The 22,833-nt window shown below is 49.9% G+C and carries 19 protein-coding genes; 5 read left to right on the forward strand and 14 right to left on the reverse strand.

Annotated elements, in window-relative coordinates:
* Positions 1 to 28: 28 nt before the first annotated feature.
* The gene (locus MA2_RS01350) at positions 29 to 1,003 is read left to right on the forward strand and encodes an RDD family protein (RefSeq protein ID WP_067055272.1); all 975 of its coding nucleotides are present in this window, start codon (positions 29 to 31) and stop codon (positions 1,001 to 1,003) included.
* A gap of 63 nt (positions 1,004 to 1,066) precedes the next feature.
* Here the strand turns inward: MA2_RS01350 and trmB are convergent, their stop codons facing one another.
* From trmB to MA2_RS01370, 4 genes are all read right to left on the reverse strand, one after another.
* Positions 1,067 to 1,726, reverse strand: a complete 660-nt coding sequence (gene trmB, locus MA2_RS01355; RefSeq protein WP_067055276.1) for a tRNA (guanine(46)-N(7))-methyltransferase TrmB — start codon at positions 1,724 to 1,726, stop codon at positions 1,067 to 1,069.
* A gap of 6 nt (positions 1,727 to 1,732) precedes the next feature.
* Positions 1,733 to 4,495 (reverse strand): DNA gyrase subunit A, encoded by a 2,763-nt coding sequence (gyrA, locus tag MA2_RS01360; RefSeq protein ID WP_067055280.1) that lies wholly within the window; start codon positions 4,493 to 4,495, stop codon positions 1,733 to 1,735.
* 288 nt (positions 4,496 to 4,783) lie between these two features.
* Positions 4,784 to 5,647 (reverse strand): CDP-diacylglycerol--serine O-phosphatidyltransferase, encoded by an 864-nt coding sequence (gene pssA, locus MA2_RS01365; protein ID WP_079351975.1) that lies wholly within the window; start codon positions 5,645 to 5,647, stop codon positions 4,784 to 4,786.
* A gap of 116 nt (positions 5,648 to 5,763) precedes the next feature.
* Positions 5,764 to 6,639 carry a 23S rRNA (adenine(2030)-N(6))-methyltransferase RlmJ gene (locus tag MA2_RS01370; RefSeq protein ID WP_067055283.1) on the reverse strand — a complete coding sequence of 292 codons (876 nt, stop codon included), beginning with the start codon at positions 6,637 to 6,639 and terminating at the stop codon, positions 5,764 to 5,766.
* Between the two features lie 166 nt (positions 6,640 to 6,805).
* On the opposite strand from MA2_RS01370, the gene MA2_RS01375 reads away from it, so the two are divergent.
* Both MA2_RS01375 and dapE read left to right on the forward strand, forming a co-directional pair.
* Positions 6,806 to 7,462 carry a 2OG-Fe(II) oxygenase gene (locus tag MA2_RS01375; RefSeq protein WP_079351974.1) on the forward strand — a complete coding sequence of 219 codons (657 nt, stop codon included), beginning with the start codon at positions 6,806 to 6,808 and terminating at the stop codon, positions 7,460 to 7,462.
* A 42-nt stretch (positions 7,463 to 7,504) separates the two neighbouring features.
* The gene (gene dapE, locus MA2_RS01380) at positions 7,505 to 8,731 is read left to right on the forward strand and encodes a succinyl-diaminopimelate desuccinylase (RefSeq protein ID WP_067055286.1); all 1,227 of its coding nucleotides are present in this window, start codon (positions 7,505 to 7,507) and stop codon (positions 8,729 to 8,731) included.
* 13 nt (positions 8,732 to 8,744) lie between these two features.
* On the opposite strand, the gene MA2_RS01385 is transcribed toward dapE, so the two are convergent.
* On the reverse strand, positions 8,745 to 9,086 hold the full coding sequence (locus tag MA2_RS01385; RefSeq protein ID WP_067055290.1) for a hypothetical protein: 342 nt from the start codon (positions 9,084 to 9,086) through the stop codon (positions 8,745 to 8,747).
* A gap of 39 nt (positions 9,087 to 9,125) precedes the next feature.
* Complete coding sequence (gene mfd / locus MA2_RS01390) at positions 9,126 to 12,815, reverse strand: transcription-repair coupling factor (RefSeq protein ID WP_079351973.1); 3,690 nt, start codon at positions 12,813 to 12,815, stop codon at positions 9,126 to 9,128.
* A 276-nt stretch (positions 12,816 to 13,091) separates the two neighbouring features.
* On the opposite strand from mfd, the gene MA2_RS01395 reads away from it, so the two are divergent.
* Positions 13,092 to 13,637, forward strand: a complete 546-nt coding sequence (locus tag MA2_RS01395) for a KwaA family protein (RefSeq protein ID WP_067055293.1) — start codon at positions 13,092 to 13,094, stop codon at positions 13,635 to 13,637.
* Between the two features lie 17 nt (positions 13,638 to 13,654).
* On the opposite strand, the gene rraA is transcribed toward MA2_RS01395, so the two are convergent.
* On the reverse strand, positions 13,655 to 14,197 hold the full coding sequence (gene rraA, locus MA2_RS01400; RefSeq protein WP_067055295.1) for a ribonuclease E activity regulator RraA: 543 nt from the start codon (positions 14,195 to 14,197) through the stop codon (positions 13,655 to 13,657).
* An 89-nt stretch (positions 14,198 to 14,286) separates the two neighbouring features.
* A complete protein-coding gene (locus MA2_RS01405; RefSeq protein ID WP_067055298.1) occupies positions 14,287 to 14,988 on the reverse strand; it encodes an NAD-dependent epimerase/dehydratase family protein in 702 nt (233 codons plus the stop codon).
* Positions 14,989 to 15,370: 382 nt separating this feature from the next.
* Between MA2_RS01405 and rpsT the strand changes: the two genes are divergently transcribed.
* Positions 15,371 to 15,661, forward strand: coding sequence for a 30S ribosomal protein S20 (rpsT, locus tag MA2_RS01410; protein WP_067055301.1), 291 nt, complete (start codon positions 15,371 to 15,373; stop codon positions 15,659 to 15,661).
* An 89-nt stretch (positions 15,662 to 15,750) separates the two neighbouring features.
* Here the strand turns inward: rpsT and adk are convergent, their stop codons facing one another.
* From adk to MA2_RS01440, 6 genes are all read right to left on the reverse strand, one after another.
* Positions 15,751 to 16,407, reverse strand: coding sequence for an adenylate kinase (gene adk / locus MA2_RS01415; RefSeq protein ID WP_067055446.1), 657 nt, complete (start codon positions 16,405 to 16,407; stop codon positions 15,751 to 15,753).
* Positions 16,408 to 16,671: 264 nt separating this feature from the next.
* Positions 16,672 to 18,000: a c-type cytochrome biogenesis protein CcmI gene (ccmI, locus tag MA2_RS01420; RefSeq protein ID WP_067055304.1), complete on the reverse strand. Its 1,329-nt coding sequence runs from the start codon at positions 17,998 to 18,000 to the stop codon at positions 16,672 to 16,674.
* A 4-nt stretch (positions 18,001 to 18,004) separates the two neighbouring features.
* Complete coding sequence (locus MA2_RS01425) at positions 18,005 to 18,502, reverse strand: cytochrome c-type biogenesis protein (RefSeq protein ID WP_067055307.1); 498 nt, start codon at positions 18,500 to 18,502, stop codon at positions 18,005 to 18,007.
* Positions 18,499 to 19,095: a DsbE family thiol:disulfide interchange protein gene (locus MA2_RS01430; RefSeq protein ID WP_067055310.1), complete on the reverse strand. Its 597-nt coding sequence runs from the start codon at positions 19,093 to 19,095 to the stop codon at positions 18,499 to 18,501. The genes MA2_RS01425 and MA2_RS01430 overlap by 4 nt, the downstream gene beginning before the upstream one ends.
* Positions 19,092 to 21,164, reverse strand: coding sequence for a heme lyase CcmF/NrfE family subunit (locus tag MA2_RS01435; protein ID WP_079351972.1), 2,073 nt, complete (start codon positions 21,162 to 21,164; stop codon positions 19,092 to 19,094). The genes MA2_RS01430 and MA2_RS01435 overlap by 4 nt, the downstream gene beginning before the upstream one ends.
* 201 nt (positions 21,165 to 21,365) lie before the next feature.
* Entirely contained in the window at positions 21,366 to 22,676 is a 1,311-nt protein-coding gene (locus MA2_RS01440) for a DUF445 domain-containing protein (RefSeq protein ID WP_067055449.1), read from the reverse strand.
* Between the last annotated feature and the right edge of the window lie 157 nt (positions 22,677 to 22,833).

The raw sequence follows: 22,833 nt of genomic DNA on the forward strand, positions 1-22,833 counted from the left end.
AAACAATGATTTGGGGAGCGCAGCGTTTATGTATATTTTTTTGGCGCGCAACAACGAGCAAGCTGGGCCGTACACTTTAGAACAACTCAACCACATGCTATCAAGTGGGCAAGTCGCCCTTAATGACTTGATGTGGCATGAAGGCATGGCAAATTGGCAATACGTGGGCGAGATGACCAACGGGCAAAATTTTTACCACCCCAGTGTGGTGGTGAGCAGCCCAGTCGCGCCTGCCGATGATGACGCGGACTATATTATCAATAACACACCTGACCAATACGCCGCACAAGACAAAAAATCGTCAGACGTGTGGGATCGCTACAATAGCCAAAATTCCCACCGCAGCCCACAAAACCACAAACCAAGGGACGACAAAACAGGCGCAAAACTGATTTTGACCAAAACATCAAAAGACCCAAGCAAAGATATCAGCGGCGCGCGCAAGCAACTAATGCTAGCAGGTATCGGTAGCCGTATTTTGGCAAAACTGATTGATTTAATTTTATTTTCATTGCCCAATCTGATTTTGTGGCTACAAATCATGAAAAGCCCCAATTACGGGCAAATCGTTAAGCTTGCCGAATCGGGCAAGCCATTTGCTGACGTGTATGGTGAACTAAACACCCTAATGACAGGCGCGTTATCGGCACTGCCGCAGCAATATTTGTGGCTTTCAACTATTTTGCTGATTGGTATTGTGTTTAGTCAGTTGTTTTTACTTTTGCGCCGTGGGCAGACACTGGGCAAAATGTTGGTGGGTATTCGTATTCTTGACCGTCAAAGCAACGCCATTCCAAATTTTTTCAATCTTATTATTTTGCGTAGTGTGCTGACATGGGTCGTGTATTCGATGTCAGTGGTGGGCATCATTGCGCTGATTATTGATTTTGTGGTGATGTTCACCAACGCGGACCGCCAAAGCCTGCATGATAAAATCGCGCGCACATACGTGGTACGCGTGGATGATACGCAGACTACACCGCTTGAGGTCACCACAAAATAACAGCAAGTTTAAAATCAAATCAGGATAATGCCAAATCGGTGTTATCCTACCAAGCGGTTTTATCTAAACCACTTCGTCAAACCGTGTCACATAGCCTGTCGGCTTAACCATCTCAAGCTGCCAACACGTCTGCCCTCGTGCCAAGTATTTGATTTCAAAATGCGTGCGTTGGCTATCAGTGGGAACAAGCTGGCGTGTTGTTGGCAGTTGCCACACATTGACCGCTTTGTCCTCAGCTTCATTGATATAAGGCGCAACATTACTTGCCAACACAATGTGTCCATCTGCTTGCACGCGCGATAACAAAAACTCAAAAAATGGCATATTTAACCAACGTTGGTTGGGATTATGCGGTTCAGGATTGGGGTATAAAATAAAAACTTTGCTTAGGCTATTGGGTGGCAAAGCAAAGACACTCCACGCGATCGCATCGGCATGAATCACCTGCAAATTCGGCAAATCCGCTTGTAGCGCAAGCCTTGCCATGGCGGCAAACTTTTCTTGTGTGCGCTCAATGGCAATCAGTTGGTGGTCAGGATGGGCAGTAGCGAACTGTAACGCGTGCTTGCCTTTACCTGCACCAATCTCTAAGCACACGCGTCCGCTATGCGCTTGCCAAAATGCAGGCGACAAGCCGACAAAGTCGCGTGGGTGGCGGATTTTATCGACCTGCAACAAGCGTTTAAAATGATGACTTGGCGTTGGCAAGGTAGTTTGGTTCATCGCTCACTACTGCGCGTCATCGGCATCATCAAGGGTTAGGCGTTCATCCTCTGCCAGCTCATCATCGACCAGTAACCCGTCTTCTTGCATGGCTTCGGTTAGGTCGTATTCCTCATCGGCTGCCACGTCTGATGCGTCTGATGCGTCTGGTGCATCTTGCGCTTGGCTAGCCGCTATCTCATCATCGATCAACGCATCATCACTACCCTCAACGCGTGCCATCGACACCAATCGCTCATCTTGGCCCAAACGAATCAATGTCACGCCTTGCGCATTGCGCCCTGTTTGGGCAATTTGGGCAACAGGCGTACGCACCAGTGTGCCGTTATTAGAAATCAAAATCACATCATCGCTCACTTCAATGCGTAATGCGCGCACCAGTTTGCCGTTACGCTCACTGGTTTTGATGGCAATCACGCCACCACCACCGCGGTTTTGGGTATTAAATTCACCAACATCGGTGCGCTTACCAAAGCCATTTTCACAGGCAATCAGCAATTCTTGTGTATCCTGCGCGTCGTCTTCGACCACCACCAATGACATGATCGACTCGTTGTCATCGATCCGCATACCACGCACGCCACGCGCCGTACGCCCCATCACGCGGACATCCGATTCATGAAACCGAATCGCCTTACCGCTATCGGCAAATAGCATAACTTGTTGGCTGCCATTGGTGATTTTAACGCTAACCAATTTGTCACCATCGTCTAGGCTCAGCGCGATTAAGCCATTTTTTCGAATATTGCCGTGCCCAAATTCTGCCAAAGCCACGCGTTTGACTGTGCCATTGGCGGTGGCAAAAAATACAAATTGATCCTCTTGTACGTCTGAAAGCGGCAAAATCGCGGTAACGTTTTCGTCAGTCTGTAGCGGAATCAAATTTACCAAAGGTCGCCCACGCGCACCACGACTGGCAAGCGGGACTTCAAAGCCTTGTAAGCTAAACACACGCCCACTGTCGGTAAAAATCATCACGTTGTTGTGCGTCGACGTTACCACCATGTGGTCAATGACATCATCTTCTTTCATTGCTGTGGCTGATTTGCCTTTACCGCCGCGTTTTTGTGCCACATAGTCACTGATTGGTTGGGTTTTGGCATAGCCTGTGCGCGACACCGTCAGCACCACAGTTTGTTCGGGGATCAAGTCAGCGCGGCTAAAATCGCTGCGACTATCGACGATTTGGGTTTTACGCGCGTCACCAAAGTTTTGCACAATATCGTGCAATTCGGCTTTAATCACGTCCATCAATTTGGTGAAATCTGCCAAAATACTTTGCAGCTCTGCAATCAAGGCTAGAATTTCTTGGAATTCTTGCTGTAGTTTTTCTTGCTCAAGTCCTGTCAGGCGGTGCAACTGCATATCTAAAATCGCATTGACCTGCTCAGGCGATAATCGATACTGATGGTCAGCAATCAATCCAAACGGCGCAGTGGGGTCTTCGCCCTCGATGGTGTCGGGACGTACCGAGGTGCTACCTGCCGCCTCAAGCAGTACCAGCACGCCACCTGCTTGCCAAGTGTTTGCCAGCAAATTCTCACGCGCCTGTTGGCGGTTGGCAGAGGTTTTGATGGTTTCAATGATCGCATCAATATTGGCTAGTGCGACGCTTAGGCCTTCAAGCAAATGCCCACGTGCCAATGCTTTGGCTAATTCAAACGCCGTGCGCCGCGTCACAACTTCTTGGCGGTGACGGACAAACGCGGCAATCAAATCACGCAAGGTCATCAGCTTCGGCTGTCCTTGATCAAGCGCGACCATATTAATGCTAAAACTAGATTCTAGCGGCGTTTGAATAAATAAATTATTGACAATAACTTCAGCATTCTCGCCACGGCGTAAGTCAATGGCGATACGCAGCCCGTCTTTGTCGGATTCATCACGAATCTCGCTGATGCCTTCAAGCTTTTTATCGCGCACCAGTTCGGCGATTTTTTCAATCAGTTTGGCTTTATTGACTTGATAAGGAATTTCAGTAAAAACAATACGTTCACGATCCTTATTTGCGCCACTTTCACTCATCGGCTCAATGTAATAGCGTCCACGCAGATGCAGCCGTCCCTTGCCTGTGCGATAAGCATCAACAATGCCTGCTCGCCCATAAATAATACCACCTGTCGGAAAATCAGGACCGCTGATATGCTGCATCAGGCCTTCATTGCTGATGTGTGGGTCATCGGCGTATGCTAAACAGGCGTTGATCACCTCGGTGAGGTTGTGTGGTGCCATGTTGGTCGCCATACCCACCGCAATCCCCGTCGCGCCATTGACCAACAAATTGGGAATGCGGGCAGGCAATACGCTTGGCATCTGCTCTGAACCATCGTAGTTGGCTTCCCAATCCACCGTGTCTTTGTCCAAATCACCAAGCATTTGTTGGGTTAGACGCTGCATACGCACTTCGGTGTACCGCATGGCGGCAGGTGGGTCGTCATCTACCGAGCCAAAGTTACCTTGCCCATCAATCAACATATAGCGCATCGAAAACGGTTGCGCCAAGCGCACAATCGCGTCATACACCGCCGTGTCGCCATGCGGATGGTACTTACCGATGACATCGCCGACCACACGCGCGGATTTTTTATACGGCTTATTGTAATCGTTAGACAACTCATGCATGGCGTACAGCACGCGGCGGTGCACGGGTTTAAGCCCGTCGCGGACATCGGGCAGCGCGCGCGATATAATCACGCTCATGGCATAATCTAGGTAGGATTGTTTGAGTTCCTCAACAATGCCGATTGGGCTGATTGAATCGGTTGCCATGCACGCTCCTCGTGGTTTTTAACGAATTTTTTGTGTGTTAAAAAAGTGTAATATTATAGCACATTGGGGCGGTTTTGCGGGCATTTTGGGTGATTAAAATGCCCGTTTTGGCAAGTTTTTTGGGAGTTTTTGCATCGCGTTGGTCAGTCAAAAATACTTTGCTGTTACACAACAGCCAAGCTTTAAATAGCTATATTTTTGTTTAAAAAACTAATTTTTGTGCCTCAAAAAATACCAAAGTGTCTATATTTTTAAAGTGTCTATATTTTTATTTTAAATTCTTAAAAATTATCTAAACTTATTGAAAATTGCTGTCACAATCCCCGATAGCGCGTAAATCACGCTGATGGCTAAAATCCCTGCAGGGATATCGTACAATACAATACCGAGTGCAAATACCAACAAAATCAGCACCACAAACGGTACACGTTTTTTGTCAAACTGCTTAAAGCTATGGTATTTTAAATTACTCACCATCAATAAACCCGAGATCACCACCCAAACAGCGGCAACGATCGCAAAACCATGACTACTGCGTGGTAGCTCAGCTTGCCAGCTCATATGCACCATGACAAAACTGGTCACCAAAATTGCCGCCAGTGGGCTTGCCACACCGATAAAATATTTTTTATCCACCACACCGATTTGCACATTAAACCGCGCCAAACGCATAGCAGCGCACGCCGCGAACACAAATGCGCAGGCAATGCCAATCCGCCCCAGTGGTTGCAGAGCGTAATGATAAATCAGCAACGCAGGTGCAAGCCCAAAGGCAATACAGTCGGCTAGCGAATCCATCTGCTCACCAAACGGGCTTTGCGCGTTGAGCATCCGCGCCGCGCGCCCATCAAGACCATCCAGCAATGCCGACACAAAAATCGCCAAACACGCATGATAAAAATGCCCATCCCCAAGTGCGCTTTGAGTAATTGAATAAAACCCTGCCAACAATGACAGCAAGGTGAAGCTATTGGGAATCAGATACACGCCTTTTTGCGCGATGGTTTTATCGGCAACACGCGCGTGCTCAATGACCTCAAAGGTTAAGCCGTCATAATCATCGCCTTCAGCTTGTTGGCGCAGCTGCTGTTCATGCCGCTGCTCTTGCTCGCTCAAAGGCACGTGGGGCGGTTGGGGGCGGTTGGGTGTCATAGTCTTTGGTGACGTTACTTTTTAAGCAGGTTTGAGCAAACATGGCTCATGGGCTCAATTGGGTAATTTTTAAACACTGGATTGATTAATCTAAATAAATTTGTTAACCAGTAAAACTATTCACCAACCAACCAACGCACTTGTGTGCGCGCGTCTTTGGCAATTGGTGGACTGTCGGGATGCTGTAAGATTGGCTGCAAGTAGTCCAAAATTTGTGCCGCGTGGACGTCAAATTGCCACGGCGGATTGATGACCAACAGACCGCTGCCATTAAGCCCCATCGGTACATCAGGCGGATAGGCGTACAGCTCAAGCACCAGTTGGCGGCGAATGGTGGTGCGCTGCATTTTTTTGTAAAACAGGCTAACTGCGTCAGAATTTTTGAGTGGATACCACAGCGCAAATACGCCTGTTGCCCATTTGCCATGTGCTTTAACCAACAATTCCACCAGGCTGCTAAAATCGCGGTGTTCTTGCTCAAACGGTGGGTCAAGTAGCACCAATCCACGCTTTTCTTGCGGCGGCACGACTGCCAACACGCCTTCGTAGGCGTTGCGGTGGTGGATGCCAATCGGCAATTGGTGTAGTTGATAATTAAGTGCATCGTACTCATCGGCATGACGCTCAAAGGCTTCGGCACGAATGGCAGGTTCGGGGTATTTTTCAGCATGATGCGCGATAAACCATGGTGAACCAGGATACACGTGTTTGTCATAGCGCGCCTTAGCCGCTGCCAAATCTTGCAAATACGTCTGCACAGCGGGCGGTGCGTGGGTGTTGTCATGCGCCAATAAGCGCGTCACGCCAAGCTTGGCTTCATTGGTTTTTTTTGCCTCATCACTAACCAGCGAGTACAATCCGCGCCCACCATACGCATCAAGGACGTAATAGGGCTTAGGCTTTTGGCTGAGTTGGGCAAGCAGTTGTAAGAGCAAGCAATGTTTGATCACATCGGCAAAATTGCCTGCATGATAGCTATGAAAGTAGTTCATCTGTGCCCCTTATCGCCCAATTTTTTTGTACAAAAAGCTTTTCGTCATTGTCAAATCGCTATGTTAGCATAGCTTGACACACGCTGCTGATATTTTTACACTTAAGGTTTATAGCCACAGGCACGATCATTTGACGACTATTTCTTTTATACCAACATCTGGTGATATGACGCAATTGCCATCAGATACACCGACAGCCGATCTAAGCGAGACAACATTAGATACGCTATTTGCAGTCGATTGGGCAGCGCGCCTTGGTGAAACAGGACTTGATACATTGGCAAACGATGGCTTTTTGCTGATCGATGATTGCTTTGTTGCGCCTGCTTTATACGCCCTACAAGCCGAAAGTGGCTTTATCGACTACCGCTTGGCAAACCTAACCGCAGGCAGACACGCGCGTGATATTCGCGGTGATCGTATCCGCTGGCTGGATGAAACTTGCCCGTATGGCTTGGCGTATTTACGTGCTATTGAACGCTTGGCAAATTGGTTTAATGCGACGTTATTTACAGGTATTCGACACTGCGAGGCGCATTATGCCTGTTACCCTGCAGGTTTTGGCTACCAATGGCATACTGACAATCCGCAAGGACGCGATGAACGTGTGCTCTCAGCGGTGTTTTATCTCAATGATGACTGGCACGCTGCCGACGGCGGCGAATTGGTGCTGATTGATGCATACGGCGGTACGCAAACTTGCCAGCCACAGGCAAATCGGTTGTTGGTTTTTAACAGCGATTTGCGCCATCAAGTCAATATCACCCAACGCACGCGCTACTCTATTGCTACATGGCTGCGCCGTGATGTCGCGGTGGTTTAACCCCTGATTCAACCAATACCTGATAAAAATTAGGAAATTAATATGTCGCAATCACTTTCACCTGTATTAGAACTCAGCATGCAGCTGATGCGTGAGCCTTCTGTCACGCCGTACGATGGTGCGTGCCAAGATATCTTGGCGGCGCGGCTGGCTTTATTGGGTTTTGACTGCGAAACTTTGTATTTTGGCGATACCCAAGCCACAGGGCGCGACGCACAAGTCAAAAATCTGTGGGCAAAACGCCACGGTATGCCACAACACGATGCGCCCCAAACGCCAAACACGGCTGAAAAAAAACCTGTACTGTGCTTTGTTGGGCATACCGATGTCGTGCCAACAGGCGATGAAGCGTTATGGACGTACCCACCGTTTGAGCCGACATTGCACGATGGCTATCTGTACGGACGTGGCGCGGCGGATATGAAAACCGCGATTGCGGCATTTGTGGTAGCATTAGAACGCTTTATTGGTGAGCATCCCGAGCATCAAGGCGATATTGCACTGCTCATCACCGCAGATGAAGAAGGCCCATCCGTGCATGGCACCGCCGAAGTGGTACAAACTTTGCGCGCACGCGGTGAGCGCATTGATTATTGCATCGTCGGTGAGCCATCGAGCAGCAAGCGTGTAGGCGATGTCATTAAGCACGGACGGCGCGGTTCATTGGGCGGTTATCTAACGGTGACGGGCAAGCAAGGTCACGTTGCCTATCCACAGTTGGCGGTCAATCCCATTCACCACGCGTTGCCTGCCTTGGCAGAGCTGGCTGCCACGCGCTGGGACAACGGTAACGCCGATTTTCCACCAACCAGTTTACAAATTGCCAACCTAAACGCAGGTACAGGCGCAAGCAACGTCATCCCACAAACCTTGACAGCGCAATTTAATTTTCGTTTTTCCACCGAAACCACAGCTGACGCGCTAACAGCCAGCACCGAAGCAATTTTTGCCAAGCATTTTGCCAACAGCGAGGCGCACTACCAAATCGACTGGCAGCTATCGGGACAGCCGTTTTTGACCGCGCACGGCGCGTTACTTGCCGCTTGTCAGACAGCCATTGCTGCCACAACGGGTGAACACGCCACGCCTTCAACCTCAGGCGGCACATCTGACGGGCGTTTTATCGCCCCGATGGGCGCGCAAGTGGTCGAATTGGGCGTGTGCAATGCCACCATTCACCAGATTGATGAATGTGTCAACGTAGCGGATTTAGAGGCATTGGTGGATATTTACGAAATTGTTTTAAAAAATTTGTTGATTAAATCATGATAACAAGTAAGTCTTAGCCAAACTGACGATATATCAACAAGCCCAGCACCAGCACGATCACGGCAAAAATCAGTACGCGTTTTTGCCAACGTTTGAGCCATGGCAAACGGATATTGTGATCCGTTAAATGTTGATCTACGCCACGCTGTAGATGCTCAATATCGTTATGTTGTACGGTTGTTTTTGTTTGCGCTGGCATAGGCATTTGGCTGTGCTCATAGGCATCAATTTGCGCTTTTGCGTCTGCTAAGCTAATGCCCTGCTCTTGCGCGTGGGTCTTAATAGCAATCACATAGTTTTTTTTATCGACCAACTGGCGGATATGTGCAGGTAGTGTGTGGTTTTGGCTAGACATAAAAATCCTTATTTGCTTAGGCTATTTTTAAGCATCTGTTTATCCGCGCTTTAAGCTTAAGTATTCAGTGGTTGTATCCGCTATCTGCGCGGCAGGCGTGGCGGCAAGCAGATGTTCAAGCAGCGCTTTGGTCGCCTCGATTCGCCCTTGGGGTGTGGCAAGTTTGTCATCGGTGTAGCGTAGCCCCGTTTGTCCGTGCATGCGGTAGTGCTTGGATTGGGATTGAATCAGGCTAATAATTGTCATCGCCTCGACGGGCGTGTCGGGGGCAAATTCAAGTGTGACGCTGCGGTCATTGCCATCAATTTTATGAATACCCAACGACTCTGCCAACAGGCGCAGCTGGTGAATAGCAAACAAGTTTTTGGTTGGCTCAGGCATACTACCAAAACGGTCTAGCATTTCGCTACGAATGCTGATCAGGCTGTTCTTATCTTCTGCTGCGCTGATTTTTTTATAAAATAGCAAGCGCTGGTGGACATCGCCCAAATATTCATCGGGAATCAATGCCGACAGCTGCAAGTTGATATCGCTGGTCAAAGATAGCGGCGTGTTGAGGTCGGGCGTTTTGCCTGCCTTGATGGCCTTGGTTGCGCGGTTGAGCATGTCCATGTATAGATTAAAGCCAATCGCTTGCATGTTACCGCTTTGCTGTTTGCCAAGTAGCTCGCCTGCCCCACGAATTTCTAAGTCCTCACTGGCAAGCATAAAGCCTGCCCCCAACGTGTTGGCGCGGCTGATTGCCTCAAGACGGCGTTGGGCATCGTTGGTCAAGCCCTTGAGTGATGGCACCAGCAGATAGCAATACGCTTGGTGGTGGCTACGTCCAACACGACCGCGCAACTGATGCAGCTGCGCCAAGCCGAATTTATCAGCGCGATTGATGATAATGGTGTTAGCATTTGGGATGTCAATGCCTGTTTCAATAATCGTCGTACACACCAACACGTTGAATTTTTTGTGATAAAACGCCTGCATGACTTGTTCAAGCTCGCGTTCTTTCATCTGCCCATGGGCAACCGCAACGCGCGCTTCAGGTACCAACTCGCGCACAGTTTCTGCCATGCGCTCAATGCTGGCGACATCATTATGCAGCAAAAACACCTGCCCACCGCGCAACAGCTCGCGCAAAATCGCCTCTTTGAGCAAGTTATCACTGCGCTGCATGACAAAAGTTTTGATCGCCAAACGACGGGCAGGCGGTGTGGCAATGAGTGACATATTGCGCATACCCGACAACGCCATATTAAGTGTACGCGGAATCGGTGTGGCAGTCATCGACAGCACATCGACATCGGTTTGCATGGCTTTGATACGCTCTTTATCACGCACCCCAAAGCGATGCTCCTCGTCAATAATCATCAAGCCAAGATGGGCAAATTTGACATCAGGCTGCAACAGGCGATGGGTGCCGATGATGATGTCAATTTTGCCGTCGCTTAAATCTTGTAAAATCGCCTCGTGCTGTTTTTTGGTACCAAAACGCGACAGCGACGCGATACGCACTGGCCAATCGGCAAAACGGTCTAAAAAATTGTCCTCGTGCTGTCCTGCCAGCAGCGTGGTCGGCACCAACACGGCAACTTGGTAGCCTGCCTGTACCGCGATAAACGCTGCGCGCATGGCGACTTCGGTTTTACCAAAGCCGACATCACCGCACACCAACCGATCCATCGGCTGATTTTGTTTCATATCGTGGATCACCGCGTCAATCGCCAGCATTTGGTCGGGCGTTTCTTCAAAGGCAAATTGACTGGCAAACAAGTCATAGCTAATGGGATCGATGGGAAAATGAATGCCCTCTTTGGCATCGCGCCGCGCTTGCACGTTGAGCAGTTCGGCTGCCACATCGTGAATCTGCGTCATCGCCTTAGCTTTGGCTTTGTCCCATTTGCCGCTGCCAATGCTGTGTAGCGGCGCGGTTGCCGTGTCACCACCTGCATAACGGCTAATCAGCTGCAAATTTGCCACAGGCACATACACGCTGGCATCATCGGCATACGTCAGATGGATAAATTCTTGTAACTGCTGATCAATCTCAAGCGTAATCAAACCCTGATAACGCCCCACGCCAAAATCGATATGCACGACGGGGTCGCCAACGTTCATTTCGCTAACCGATTTGACCAAAAACTCCTCGGACACATCGCTTTGGCGACGGCGGCGTGTCTGTAGTACTTGCCGCCCAAACAGCTGTGTTTCGCTGATAATGGCAAAGCGTTCGGGCAACCACGCGCCACGCTCAATTGGCGCGATGGTAATGGCGACTTGTCGGCTAAAATCTAGCGGACTTTGGGCAAAATCTTGCAAAAACTCGGGCAAGCCTGCCACGCTGGCAACGTCAAGTTTTTTGCCCAACAAATCCAATAAAATTTCACGCCGCCCTGCGGTTTCGGCAACCAGTAGCGTCGGGATCGGATGATTTTTTAAAAAATCGAGCAAATGCATCAGCGGCTCGGCAAGCTGATGCGCCACAGGCAGACTAGGCGGTGTTTGGGTGTTGGCATTGACCGCGCCGCTACGCTCACTGACAGATTGGCTACTGACCAACACACGCGCATAACTGGCGATCTTGTCATTGAGCGTGCCTTCGGTGAGGTACAAATCCTCAGGCGGCAAAATCGGGTTGGCACTGTCATGGCGGCGGTCTTCATAGCGTTGGCTGACTTGCTGATAAAAATGCTGGTACGCCGTCGCCGCGTTTTCCTCAACAATCAGCAAGCTGTCGGTAGGTAAATAGCTGAAAAAATCGCTTGAGGCTTGCCACAATTCGGGATCAAAAAACAGCGGCTGATAGTACTCAATACCCGGCGGCGCGATACCGTTCATGACATCGCCATGCCATTCTACCCTGCGCGCGCTGGCATCGGGAAAACGGCTGGCAAAATTGGCCCGAAACGTTTCTTTGCCAGCTTCAAGTGGAAATTCTTTGGCAGGCAAAATCTGAAACGACGGAATTTTGCCCAAAATCTGCTGCACATCCTGCCCAGCAAACCGTAGCAAATTGGCGTATTGGTACGGATCGGTTTGCCGTAATTCGTCCAGATCCGCTTGCGTTAGGCTGCGCTGGGTTTGTGGATTAAAAAAGCGCATGCTGTCGATTTCATCATCAAACAAATCAAGACGAATCGGAAACGGCTGCCCCACGGCAAACAAATCCACCACACTGCCGCGTACGGCAAATTCGCCGGGTTCAAAGACATTATCCACCGCACGATAGCCTGCCAAAGCAAGGCGGTGACGCTCTTTTATCACATCAAAACGAGCCCCAACTGCCCAATCAAAATGCTGCCCAACCAACCACGCGGCAGGGGCAACGCGCTGCCCCAACGTCTGCACACTGATCAGCAGCACGCCTGTGCGCGGCATATCGGTGAGTAGCCCGATGCGCTCGGCAACAATGTCTTGATGCGGTGACAACGCGTCATACGCCAGCGTTTCCCAATCGGGAAACACATGGGCATTGATACCACAAAACAGCAGCTCGGTCGCCAGCTGGTTGAGTTGGTTTTGGTCGGCGGTGATGACGACTTTGAGGCGATCGCTTTGTCCGCTTGCGGCGGTGGTCAGGCTGGTTAGCCACAGGCTTTGTGCCATGCCTTGTAGATTGCCAAGTTTGTACTTGGCAGCGTCTTTTTTGGTGGTGAATAGCTTGGCATTGAGCGCGCGGCTCAACGTGATGATGGTATCTGTATGCGGTGTGTGGTCGGTGGCGTACGCTTGGCTCATAGGTCGCGGATAGTCTTACAACTTTTGTGAAATTTGGTGGTGTTAGTATGCTGATTTAATAGATGACGTTTGGATCACATCAAACGCTGTATTATACCTAACCTGCCGCCGAATATCGACGTTTAGCCGCAATTTGCATCTGCTATTTTGCATCTGCTATGCGGTCAAACTGATCATATTTTCAACCACCTACTGCCCTGCAAATACTTAAAAAACCTGTTAAACTTTGATAGAACCAAAATTTTGCTCACCCGTTTATCCAGCCATCAATCCGTTATGAACCATTTTTTGTATATTTTGTTTCGCCTTACTATTACAGTCAGCTCAACGTTTTTATTACTGACCGTGTATTTGATCAAAAAAACCGTATCAGGTGACGATTTGACCGCGCTTGATTGGCTCAAAATCGCGCTGTATGTCGCTGTGCCGATCGTGGCAACAGGATTGGCAATTTGGCTGAGTCGTTGGCTGACGGATGATCAGTTTAATCCTGATGATATCACCAACATTGAAAGCATCAGCCAACAGTTTTTGCCCAGTTATTTAAGCCTTACGTTTGTCGGCATTAGCTTAACGGGGCATGTGCCACTGGTGTTTGTGGTGTATGGTACGTTGTTTGTGTTCACGTTTTTGTCGCAAGCGTTTTATCATAATCCGTTTTTCTTTTTGTTCGGCTATTATTTTTATAAGCTAAGTACCAAGCAAGGCAAAACACTGCTGCTAATCAGCAAACAAAAGTTGTCAAATACAAAAGACGTAGACGTGCCGTATGTCAAAAAAATCAACGATTATTTTTATATCCAACGTGGCGCAAAAGATTAAGTGACGCCCAACGGCTATCAAATCAGCGCTTTATCACTGACGATGATACCGTTGTTGTCAGCATAAACAAACATACCAGAAGTCAGTGTCACACCGCCAAAACTTAACGTCACGTTGGTTTCGCCCATGCCTTGACGGTTGGATTTGCGTGGGGTACTGCCCAAGGCTTGCACGCCGATGAGCATGGTCGCTAAGTCATCGACATCGCGCACGCAACCGTACACGATCACACCTGCCCAACCGTTGTCTACCGCTGATTGGGCAATCATGTCGCCAAGTAACGCGCAGCGCATCGACGCACCGCCATCAACCACCAGTACCTTGCCGCGCCCATCAGCCGCTTTGCCATCGGTTGCCAACAATTCTTTGACGCGGCTATTGTCTTCAAAGCATTTGACTGTCACTACCTCACCACCAAACGCGCTATGCCCACCATAGCTGAAAAACCGCTTGCCCTCGATGTCGGGTGCGCAGACTTGGCATTCAGGCGCAGCATCGAGTAAATCACAGGTGACAAACGGGCGATGGGGTGCATTTGGTGGGATATTACTTTGTGTCATGATCACGTCCTTATGTTTAAACCCATATATTTAAAATAATTTTTTAAAATTTATTCATAAATATTGTTTAGCTATTTTATGCCATAGGGCTAGGTTATAGCTAACATTTGCGTGTTATCGATGATATGAACACGCGCCGTTGCTGCCTTGCGTGACTGGACGGGCAAAGTCTGTGACGTTTGCGCCATCGCTTGCGCAACGCGCTCAGCTTCGATGGGGCGCAATGCCGCTTGCTGCCATTGTTTGGGCAAAAACGGTTTGATTTTGCTAAACACTGTTTGCGCTAACGCCTCAAGTGGGCGATCATCGTGCTGTCCGAGCAATAGCGATGGGCGAAACATCACCACATCGGCAAAACCCAACGTCTGCACGGCTTGCTCAAGCTCGCCTTTGACGCGTGGATACAGCAATGGACTGCTGGCATTGGCGTTCATCGCGGACAACAAAAAAAACCGCTCAACGCCTTGGGCGCGGCATGCTTGCGCAAATGCCAAATTGTAGCCATAGTCAATTTGGCGAAAACGTTCGGCACTGCCTGCTGCTTTGCGCGTGGTACCTAGGCAGCTAAACGCATCGGTATTTGCGTCTAAGGCAAGCGTGGCTAGCAAGTCTTTAAGCCCTGCAAAGTCTTTGAGCACATGGGCGTCAATATTGGGTGCGATGGTGCTTGGTTTACGCCGTGCGATGACGGTCACCTTGGCATAGTCTTGCGCAAGTATTGCCAACAGCGTTTGTCCCACCAAACCCGTTGCACCAATCAAAATTGCTTCACGCGGCGTGTGATTGCTCATTTTTACTCACTTTTTCACGGCTGATTTACCTAAACTTTGCCAACTATCTGCCGACTTTGCGCTAACTTCGCATGGAATTTTGCGCTAACTTAGCATGGAATATAGTTGCGTGCAAGCCACGCCACAGGCACGTTTTTCGCTGTATAGAGGCTTGTTATCGCCTATTGACGCTGCTATAATATTGTGCTTTTAAAACGCTTGCTATCGCTTGATTATGTTTTGCCGTGTCTGGTGATTAAAGCATACAAGTGCAGGCGGTGCGTGTCAGGCTGCAACATGCCCGCCGTCAAATCATTGTATCACGTTTGGTCCGCCTTGTTATGCGGCTAAACGTTATTGTTACTAACATTGTTATCCAACGTGATGACCCAAGGAGATATTCGTGGCAAATACTGCACAATCACGCAAACGCGCTCGCCAAAACGTTAAACGTCGTCAGCTAAAAGCGTCTCAACGCTCTATGGTGCGCACCTACATCAAAAACGTGGTAAAAGCGATTGACCAAAAAGACTATGCGGCAGCAACAGAAGCCTACAAACGCGCAGTGCCTGTGATTGATCGTATCGCTGACAAAGGCGTGATTCACAAAAACAAAGCGGCACGTCACAAAAGCCGTTTGAACAAAGCCATCAAAGCTTTGGCACCTCAGTTTCAGCAAGCTGAGCAAGCATAATTGATGCATGTTTCATCACCGATCGCTGATGATCGGTACCAAAAAAAGCCAACGTTGTGTTGGCTTTTTTTTAGCGAGTATTTGGCGAGTTAGGCATTTAGCTCGGCCAACACTTGTTTACTAACCTCAGCAATGCTTTGGGTGCCATCAAACTTGGCATAGCGCGGCGCGTTGCTATCGGTTTTTGCCAAATCTTGGTAAAAATCGACCAAAGCGGCGGTTTGGCGGTGATAAGTCGCCAAGCGGTCACGAATAATGTCTTCTTTGTCATCATCGCGCTGTATCAATGGTTCGCCCGTTTCGTCATCGATATCGGCGACTTTGGGTGGATTATACACCACATGATACACGCGCCCTGAAGCAGGATGCGAACGTCGTCCTGATAAACGCTCAACAATGGCATCATCGGGTACGGCAATTTCGATGACGTTGTCGATCTGCACGCCTGCGTCTGCTAGAGCCTGAGCCTGTGGGATGGTGCGCGGAAAGCCATCAAAAATACAGCCGTTGGCGCAGTCAGGCTGGGCAATACGATCTTTGACCAAACCAATAATCAAGTCATCTGATACCAAGCCACCAGCATCCATGACGCTTTTGGCTTGTTTACCAAGCTCAGTGCCTGCCTTGATGGCAGCGCGCAGCATGTCGCCTGTTGAGATTTGCGGAATGCCAAATTCCTTGGTGATGATTTGAGCTTGCGTGCCCTTACCTGCCCCTGGTGGCCCTAAAAGAATGATACGTTTCATCAATACGGTGTCCTGTTTGTTGGTTTGTGTGTTTACACTGCACCCAAAATTTTTATGCGAAAGCCATCGGTTCAACACTTGTATGTAACGTTGGCTTGGCGTGTGGCGGCGCGCCATCTTGCCATATTTTTAAAAAATGTCAGTAAAAATTGGCAAAATAGGCGTGGCACACGCAAACAAGATACCGTGATGACGGCAAAATCTCAAGCGGTTTTTTGACCCATGTGTTTTGCGCGGTATATTTTGGTCATTTTTGGCGATGTGTCATGGCACCAAGTGATTGACCATCACATCGACTGCCGCGTTTGATTTGGCTCGATCGGGCGGCAGTTCAATGGCATTGCTGGTTAAATCGCCTGTTTGCGGCATGGCATTGCCCGAATGGCTTACGCGTGCCAAGACCGTTAAAGCCTCTCCTGCTGCCAATACTTGCGATAGCTTAGCGGTTGGCATGGGGCTATCGTTGTCTGATAACGTAACGGTCAAATTGGCTTTACCTTGCGTTTGGGCAAGTTGAGCAGCAGCAAGTTTTTTGACCGCGACGGGCGCACCGCCTGCCATAGGACGCACCAAGACAAACAAGCTGTCATTTGGCGCGATTTGATTGACCAAATCAGGCGCGATTTGCACGTTGATGGTCACCGCCGTTTGGGCAGCGGTCGCCTGCGTATCGGCTTGGGCGGTGCGTTCATCGATGGTTTGGGCAAGTTGGCTAAGACTGTTGAGCGCCTGTGTATGGTCGCCGCTGCGATTTTGGATTTGCTGACGAATGTTTGTTAGCCAACGCCGCGCGTTGTCATAGTCGCCTGCCTGCATATCACCCATGAGCATAAGCATTTGCGCGCCTTCATGCTGTGGGTCACGCTGCAAAATGCGTGCGACCACTTGCCGCGCCTCGTCATCAAGCGTGCCACCTTGTCCAAAAAAGCGCGTTTGGGCGTAGGCTAAAGCAATGCGCTCATCATCGGGGCTTAACCGATAGGCGCGTTGCAGCGCTGTGATGGCTTGTTCGGGTGCTTGTACCGCCAGATACACCTCGGATAAGTGATACCAACGCATCGGGTCTGCAGCATGGCGATAGACGTTGGTCTGAATGGCGGATAATAGTGCTTGTGGGTCGCGCGCGGCTTCGGCAGGTGGCGTGTCTGTACGCCCTGTCAAAAGCTCATCGGCAATGTTGCCATAGCGATCTTGCGCTTGCCACAGGTCATACACAGGGCTGCGGTTGCCAATCATCAGATACGCAGCCGCACTCAAAAACGGTAGCCACACCAAAAAAATCGCGTAACTTTTCCAGTTAGGTACAAACGCGGCGGCGGTGCTTGGCTCACCGCTGATATCTAGCAGCTGACGCTCAAGCAGGCGTTTTTGGGTGGTGTATGTTGCATCATCCAAACGCCCGTTGGCATGGTCGTCATCAAGCTCGGCAAGACGTGCGCGAAACACGTCAATATTTAGGCTAAGCAGTTGGTCATGCTGTGGTGTACTGGTGCGCGCGATGTTGCGCTGATCAAGCAGCCACGCAGACAACACAATCAACACCAATACCAACGACAGCAACAACGCCGCCACCAAAAACCAAATCAAGGTCATGTTATCACTCTTTATTTTGTTGCGCGTGCGCGGTATGGTTGCCCAACAAAGCATCTAGGCGCGCCTGTTCGGTGTCGCTTAAAGGCTCGGTAGGCAATAACTGCGGCATATTGGCGCGGCGATTTTTGACCCACCAGCCCAACAACACCATCACCAACAACAGCGGCGGAAAAAACCACAACAGCCACGTTGAGGGGCGCACAGGCGGTTTATAGCTGATAAAATCGCCATAGCGTGCTTTCATGTATTGGCGAATCTCGGCATCGGTGCGCCCGTCTTTGACCATCTCATAGGTCTTGCGCTTCAAATCCTGTGCAATCGGTGCGTCTGAACCTGCCAAGTTTTGGTTTTGGCATTTGGGGCAGCGAAATTCATCAATCAATGCGCGATACTGCGCCTCTTGACGTGGATTGTCAAACTCATAGGTATCAATCGCCGCTTGTGCCACGCCAATGCACACGCTTAGCACCATCGCCGCCCATATAGGGGTATTTTTTATCATGGTTGGCACGCCTCGATGATGGCACGCTCATCGCGTTGTTCACGCAGCGCGGTTAGGCAGGGTAACACTTGGCGTTGGTAACGTTCAGCATTGACTTCACCGATAATATGTTGGCGCACCTCGCCACGGCTATCAACAACAAACGACTCAGGCACACCTGTCAAGCCCAGATCAATGCCATAATCGCCGCTATCTTGCACGTTTAGGGTAAATGGGTTTTGGTGCTCGGCAAGATAGGCTTGCGCGTCTTTGGCATCGTCTTTGTAATTGATCCCAACAATCGGCACGCCTGCGTTTGCTAACTGCAACAAAAACGGGTGCTCAACGCGGCATGTCGCACACCACGATGCCCAAACATTGAGCAAAAATGGCTGTTTGGGTAAATCGGCATTGGTGACCATACGGGTAGCTTGTCCTATTGCCTCATCCAGATCCAGCGCAGGTAGGTTCATTGTAGGCAAGGTTTTGTCCACAGCAGTGTTGGTGACCACTTGCGTGTCTTTGCCCAAACGGCTATAAAACAACCCAATTGCCAACAAAAATACCACCAATGGCAAGATAAACCACAGCATACGTCGCGTTTTTTGGTTCATAGTACCCCCTTGGGATTATTTAGCGTGTCGCTTGGCAATTTTTTAGGCGCGCGTTCGGCATTGGGTTCATACACGGTGACAGGCACAGGTTTGACGCGCCCTGCTTTGCGGTAGCGTTTATCAAGCATTGCCAGCAACCCACCAAACGCAATCACAAATGCGCCCCACCAAATCCAGCGCACGGCAGGTTTGACATAAATCCGCACCGCCCAACGCTCGCTTGTGGCAAGATTGCCTGCTTGCGTCGGTTGTGTATCTGACGCGATCGGCTCACCCAACGCCACATACACATCGCGCAATGGGCTATAATGAATCGCCGCCTCCGTCATCGGCATTTGGCTGATGACATACTGGCGTTTTTCAGGGTACAGTGTGGCGATTTGCCGCCCGTTGTGGGTCACGCTAAATTGCGCGCGCGTACTGTCGTAGTTACTGGCATGGATTTGTTCAAAGTGATTTAAGGTAAAATCAAAGCCTTGCACCGTGATATGCTCACCTTGCGCCAATGCCACATCTTTTTCTATACTTAAACTGGTCGTCAATGCAATGCCAATCGCGGTCAGCAAAATGCCAATATGCGCCACGTGCATGCCCCAATAACCCAGCGGCAAACGTGCAAGACCGCGCCCAAGGCTTGGCGCATTGCGGGTTTTGTCACGAATATCCACACCTATCCACACCAGCACCCAACCGCACAACGCCAGCGTCACCACAATAGACAACGCCATACTGCCGCTTAGCAAATAGCTGACAATCGCCGCCAGCACACTTGTGCTTGCCAAAATCGCAACGCTGATGCCCAAAAACGGACGCGTGTCTTTTTTCCAACGGCTAACAGGTCCAAACCCCAAGAACAACAACAGCAGCCACGTCAATGGCACAAACAGCGCGTTAAAATACGGCGCACCAACCGACACCTGCCCCAACTCAAACGCATCAGCAAGCATTGGGTAGAGCGTACCCAATAGCACCACAATCGTTGCCACCAAGATAATGGCGTTATTGACCACCAGCAGCGTCTCACGCGATTTTAATTGATAATGGCTCTCTTGGGTCAAACGCCAGCCGCGCCATGCAAACAGCACCAATCCACCGCCAATCACCACGCCCAAAATCGCCAAAATAAACAGACCACGCGTTGGGTCAGCGGCGAAGGAGTGCACCGAGGTAATCACCCCTGAGCGCACCAAAAACGTCCCAAGCAAACTTAACGCAAACGTAAAAATCGCCAGCATAATCGTCCATGCTTTGAATACGCCGCGTTTTTCAGTCACCGCCAACGAATGCAGCAATGCCGCACCACCCAGCCAAGGCATCAAAGACGCGTTTTCTACAGGGTCCCAAAACCACCAGCCGCCCCAGCCCAACTCGTTATACGCCCACAGCGAACCAAACGCAATGCCAAGCGTCAAGCAGCACCACGCTGCCAACGTCCACGGACGTGACCAGCGCGTCCACACCGCATCCAACCGCCCAGCCCACAACGCCGCCAAAGTAAACGCAAACGGCACCACCGTACCGACATAGCCCATATACAGCATCGGGGGATGGAAAATCAGCCCCGGATCTTGTAACAATGGATTGAGATCCGCACCATCCACAGGCAAATTGGGCAACGTACGCGTAAACGGTGACGACACAAAAATCACCATCGCCAACATCATCAGCTGCACAAAGCCAACTATCACCAGCACCCGCGCCTGCATAGCAAGCGGCAAGCTTTTACTAAACAACGCGACCAACGCACCCCACAATGCCAAAATCGTCACCCACAGCAGCAGCGAGCCCTCATGCCCGCCCCACGTTGCCGCCAGACGATAGTACCAAGGCAACAGCGAATTGGACTGATTGGCAATATAGGCAATGCTAAAATCATTGGCATAAAACCCATACATCAAGCAGCCAAACGCTGTTAGCGTTGCCACGCATTGCGCCACGGCAAAACTTGCCGCCAACTGTTGCCACGCGGTTTGGCGTTGTACCACGCCGACCGTCGGGAAAATCACCTGCAACATGGCAATGACAAATGCCGCCACCAGTGCAAAATAGCCCAATTCGGTGATTACCATCGATGCCCCAACCTCTTACCCCACGCGCTTTGGCAAACCGCACCAAACACGCCTATTGCTAACACCCAATTTGGGCAGCAAAATCCAATTTATCTTAACATCTTGACACTTGACACCTTGACACTTGCACCGCGCTTTAGCGTCAAATTTTGTCATTCATCAAACCAACGAGCCGACGCTTGAATGCCAGCCTCGCCCACCTCAACGAAACACCAACGCCACGTGCAAGCAGCCTGCCAAAAAGCCTGTTACAATACCCAAAATCACCAGTGTAATCTCATCTTCTTGAAACGCAGGGCGCAACAAATTTTGAAACTCACGCGGTGTTAAAGCGGTGATACGATCACGCAGCAGCCCAAAAATTTTGTCGGCACGGCTTTGATTCAAGATTGGATCACTGACAGGCACCATCGTCGCGCTAATCGACTTATCAACAATCGTGTGTTTAAGCTGCCCAAACTCACGCCGCCCAAGCCCGACTTTAAGCGTGGTTTCTACCACACTTGATGACACAATCGGCTCAATATGCGACTTAATAAGCTCGCGCGTTTGTGCGGCACGGCTACCGTACATCATCTCGCGCATGACATTTTCAAGCGTGACCAAATCATGCACAATAATCCCTGCAAACACATCCGACACCTCGGTTTGGCGCTTCATAAAGCCGCCTTGCCAATTAAACGTTGCCATATGCGGACGTTCAAGGCGAACAAAAGGAAAATGCTTGCTTAAACTAAAAAATTTGGGTGCGCGAAAATAATGCGGCTCAATCGGATTAAACACCATCCAAATTGCAATCCAATTGGTCAAACCGCCCCAAATTGCGGCAAAAAAAGGCACCGTCCAATGCTGCGGCACAAACCAAAAAATAGCCATCTGCACGATGCCAAACACAAAGCCAATCACCGCACTGATATGCCAAATAAAATCAATCTCTTTTTGTCCGACCCTCAAAAACATCTTGACCATCAACGCGCGATCATGTTCCATGCGATTGACAATCATCTCACGCATATCAACCAACGACTCAACATTGTCAGTCAGATCCAGCACCAAATCTTTGAGCAAGGTCGGCAGTTGCTCATGGGCATAAGCATAAATTCGCCGCTTGACGGCAAACGGCATGCTATCCCACAATGCTGCCGTGCGCTCGCGCATGATCTCATCGACCAACGCTTCAAGCTGTCCCTGCATGTTATCGCTGATATAATCAGCGACTTCCTCAGGGTTCATCGCCTGAAAAAACTCATCCAGCGAGCCCAGTTTGGATAGGGTTTGATCAACCAAAATGCCCGAGATTTTGCCTGCTTTGCGCGGCACAATGCCCTGCCAGCCAAGCCCACCCCAAGGCATACCCTTGATCGCAATACCCCAAAAATTGATGGGATAAAACAACATCTTGAGTGCCATCCACACATGCGCCCACGTGACAAACGCGGTGACAAACGGGATGCTCAGCATGGCAAAAAATTGCGGATTGCTCACCAAGTGCTGCCAAGACTGTGTCCACATATGCCAAAATCCATTGCGGTCAAATAATTTGCACGTCAATTTATGCCAACATTTGCCCAAAGTTTATATCCGTGATGCGACTGGCATAAAATAGCTTGATTTTAGCATATCCGCACCCATTTTGCTGTAGCTTTGTCAAAGTCGATCTTTGTTAAGA

The organism is Moraxella atlantae NBRC 14588 (assembly GCF_001591265.1).
GTDB classification, from domain to species: Bacteria; Pseudomonadota; Gammaproteobacteria; order Pseudomonadales; family Moraxellaceae; genus Faucicola; species Faucicola atlantae.

Bases quoted from the DNA above. Each gene is read 5' to 3' on its own strand.
- MA2_RS01350 (WP_067055272.1), top strand. From the start codon at position 29: ATGTATATTTTTTTGGCGCGCAACAACGAGCAAGCTGGGCCGTACACT.
- trmB (WP_067055276.1), bottom strand. From the start codon at position 1,726: ATGAACCAAACTACCTTGCCAACGCCAAGTCATCATTTTAAACGCTTG.
- gyrA (WP_067055280.1), bottom strand. From the start codon at position 4,495: ATGGCAACCGATTCAATCAGCCCAATCGGCATTGTTGAGGAACTCAAA.
- pssA (WP_079351975.1), bottom strand. From the start codon at position 5,647: ATGACACCCAACCGCCCCCAACCGCCCCACGTGCCTTTGAGCGAGCAA.
- MA2_RS01370 (WP_067055283.1), bottom strand. From the start codon at position 6,639: ATGAACTACTTTCATAGCTATCATGCAGGCAATTTTGCCGATGTGATC.
- MA2_RS01375 (WP_079351974.1), top strand. From the start codon at position 6,806: ATGACGCAATTGCCATCAGATACACCGACAGCCGATCTAAGCGAGACA.
- dapE (WP_067055286.1), top strand. From the start codon at position 7,505: ATGTCGCAATCACTTTCACCTGTATTAGAACTCAGCATGCAGCTGATG.
- MA2_RS01385 (WP_067055290.1), bottom strand. From the start codon at position 9,086: ATGTCTAGCCAAAACCACACACTACCTGCACATATCCGCCAGTTGGTC.
- mfd (WP_079351973.1), bottom strand. From the start codon at position 12,815: ATGAGCCAAGCGTACGCCACCGACCACACACCGCATACAGATACCATC.
- MA2_RS01395 (WP_067055293.1), top strand. From the start codon at position 13,092: ATGAACCATTTTTTGTATATTTTGTTTCGCCTTACTATTACAGTCAGC.
- rraA (WP_067055295.1), bottom strand. From the start codon at position 14,197: ATGACACAAAGTAATATCCCACCAAATGCACCCCATCGCCCGTTTGTC.
- MA2_RS01405 (WP_067055298.1), bottom strand. From the start codon at position 14,988: ATGAGCAATCACACGCCGCGTGAAGCAATTTTGATTGGTGCAACGGGT.
- adk (WP_067055446.1), bottom strand. From the start codon at position 16,407: ATGAAACGTATCATTCTTTTAGGGCCACCAGGGGCAGGTAAGGGCACG.
- ccmI (WP_067055304.1), bottom strand. From the start codon at position 18,000: ATGACCTTGATTTGGTTTTTGGTGGCGGCGTTGTTGCTGTCGTTGGTA.
- MA2_RS01425 (WP_067055307.1), bottom strand. From the start codon at position 18,502: ATGATAAAAAATACCCCTATATGGGCGGCGATGGTGCTAAGCGTGTGC.
- MA2_RS01430 (WP_067055310.1), bottom strand. From the start codon at position 19,095: ATGAACCAAAAAACGCGACGTATGCTGTGGTTTATCTTGCCATTGGTG.
- MA2_RS01435 (WP_079351972.1), bottom strand. From the start codon at position 21,164: ATGGTAATCACCGAATTGGGCTATTTTGCACTGGTGGCGGCATTTGTC.
- MA2_RS01440 (WP_067055449.1), bottom strand. From the start codon at position 22,676: ATGTGGACACAGTCTTGGCAGCACTTGGTGAGCAATCCGCAATTTTTT.